This window comes from Succinivibrio sp., assembly GCF_045124615.1.
Lineage (GTDB): Bacteria > Pseudomonadota > Gammaproteobacteria > Enterobacterales > Succinivibrionaceae > Succinivibrio > Succinivibrio faecicola.
The window spans coordinates 1-2,250 of the sequence record NZ_JBGVMC010000285.1 but is presented as its reverse complement, the minus strand read 5'-3'; the positions used below and the strand labels follow the sequence as shown (position 1 = coordinate 2,250).

The 2,250-nt window shown below is 36.1% G+C and carries 3 protein-coding genes; all 3 read left to right on the top strand.

Annotation, left to right across the window (positions count from 1 at the left end):
• Positions 1 to 285, top strand: a 285-nt coding sequence (locus ACJML3_RS07390; protein ID WP_406021983.1) for a hypothetical protein, incomplete at its 5' end; no start/stop codon positions are given.
• 2 nt (positions 286 to 287) lie between these two features.
• Positions 288 to 1,982 (top strand): SUMF1/EgtB/PvdO family nonheme iron enzyme, encoded by a 1,695-nt coding sequence (locus ACJML3_RS07385; protein ID WP_406021981.1) that lies wholly within the window; start codon positions 288 to 290, stop codon positions 1,980 to 1,982.
• Between the two features lie 8 nt (positions 1,983 to 1,990).
• Positions 1,991 to 2,250 (top strand): hypothetical protein (locus ACJML3_RS07380; RefSeq protein WP_406021979.1); only part of this gene is annotated, 260 nt, incomplete at its 3' end.

Here is a 2,250-nt window from a genome sequence, read left to right as displayed (position 1 = left end):
GGAATGAGCGAATACGGGATCATGCAGTGTATTATTGTGCAGAATCTAACCTTAGGTCTTTTATCATATCTTGGGGCATTTACCATGTTCTGCGCACTTAAGTTTAGCTTTAATCAGTATTTTGCAGACAGACTTCCTGGCGGAACCTTGGTAAGTGTCTTTAACTTTTCTCATGTTATTTTAGGCCTTTTGTTTACACTTTTAGTTCTTTTGATAATCAGTCTTGTTTTAAGTACTGCAAGAATAAGACGTCTTAATGTTGCAGATACCTTAAGAAGAGTATAAAAATGAAAAGATGTTTGTTATCTTTAATGCTTGTAGGAGCTGTATTTGCAAAGACAGCAACTGCAGATAGTGCAAATGAGCTGTTCAATCCTAATCCTGATAAATCTGATGTAATTGTGTCCATGCCATGCAATGGAATAATGGTATTTAAAAAGGTATATACCTCAAATGACACAAGAAAGATAAAGGATAAGACATTCACTGCAGGTATTCTAGATACACAATCACCAATGTCTCAGGCTGTGAACACAAGATATGTTCAGGGTGCATTCAAGGATAAGAAAGGCTATTACTATCTGATTGGCAAATATGAGCTTTTAAAAGGTCAGTATGACATTCTTATGTCAAAAGACGGAAAGTGTCCAACATTAAATAAGATGTCACGTCTGCCTGCAGTAAAGATATCCTATTTTGATGCTGTAAATGCTGCAGATGCTTTCTCAAGATTCATATCAACCTCAAATGATTTAAAAAAGCTTGAGATTAAATCAGCTTATTCAAGACTTGCAACAGATGAGGAGTGGGAGTTTGCAGCACGTGGCGGTAATTTAGTAACACAAAGTGAGTTTGATGCAAAGCTGCCTCCAATGACCGATGGAGAACTTTCTGATTATGCCTGGTATCAGGGAGCTACAAGTGCTAATGGCAAACTTCAGTTGGCAGGTCTTAAAAAGCCAAATCCTCTTGGTCTTTATGACATGTTTGGAAATGCTCAGGAAATGACAGTGGAGCCTTTTAGAGCAGTAAGAGCAGGCCGTCTTTTAGGTCAGCCTGGCGGTATCTGTTCAAGAGGTGGCAGTTATTTGTCATCCCCATCATCAATAAGCAGTGCAAGCAGAACTGAAAAGCCTTTGTATCAGGGAGCAAAACCGCTTGTTGCAGCAGATACATCCACAAGATTTGTACTAAGCTCATCAGTTGCTTTTGATACAAAAGAAGCAAAACAGATAAATGATGATTTAAAAAATCTAGGTGAAGATCATAAATACAACAATGCACTGTCAGGTGAGGCATCCTCAATTGCAAAACTCAATGAGAAAAATCAGAAGGCCTTTGAAGAGTATCAGTTACAAGCCTTAGATCTGAAAAAGGCAAATGAAAAACTGTTAAGTGAGAACAGCTCCATTGAAAACAGGGCAAATCAGTTAAAGTCCGTTAATGAAAAGCTAACAAAGCTCAATGAGTCACTTTCTAAGAGCAATGTGGAGCTTAATACAAAGCTTGTAAGTGTTCAGCAGAAAATCATGCAGGCAAATTCTGATAGAGAAGCTATGCAGGAAAATGCAGTTACCGCAAATTTAAGATTAGGCGGATTTCTTTGCAGAAATATTGATTATGAAAAAAGCTCTGTTGATTACTTTTTAAATATCCTGAAGATAAGTAAAAAACAGTGTGATGCTGATAAGCAAAGATGCAGAACATATGAGAAATTAAAATCTCAGTATGAACAGCATGAAAAACTTTTAAAGTCCCTTTTAACTTACTATGGCGACGCTATTGTGAATGCGGAGACTAATTTTTCAAAAGAGCTTTTTAAAAAACAGCTTGCCGATGCAAAAGAGGCATTTGGTTTAATGGATGGTTTTGACAGATATGTTGATTTGTATTTAAAACATCTCAGCTCATACTCAAAACAAGAAAAAGATCTAAAAAAGAATCAGCAAAACTGGCTTTTGCAATGCTCAGATAATAAATAGGAATAAAGATGCTAAGAGTATACAGATGCAGTAAAAACAGCGTATGCAGGGAAGTTTTTGAGTTTAAAGACTATGCCGACAGATTCTTTGAATATCTTGAAGAAAAATTCGGTAAGGATTACAAGAATCTTTTAGCAAAGCCGGTTGAGGATGGTGATTATTTTAACTTTATTACAAATCTCTCTGGCGATTTTGAGTTTTTAAATGAAAAGAACAATGAAAAATATGCTGATGCTCTAAGTGCTTTTAATAACAAAAGAGCAAAGGT

What these genes read in the sequence shown, in the direction of transcription:
- ACJML3_RS07385 (WP_406021981.1), top strand. Translation starts at nt 288, where the DNA reads ATGAAAAGATGTTTGTTATCTTTAATGCTTGTAGGAGCTGTATTTGCA.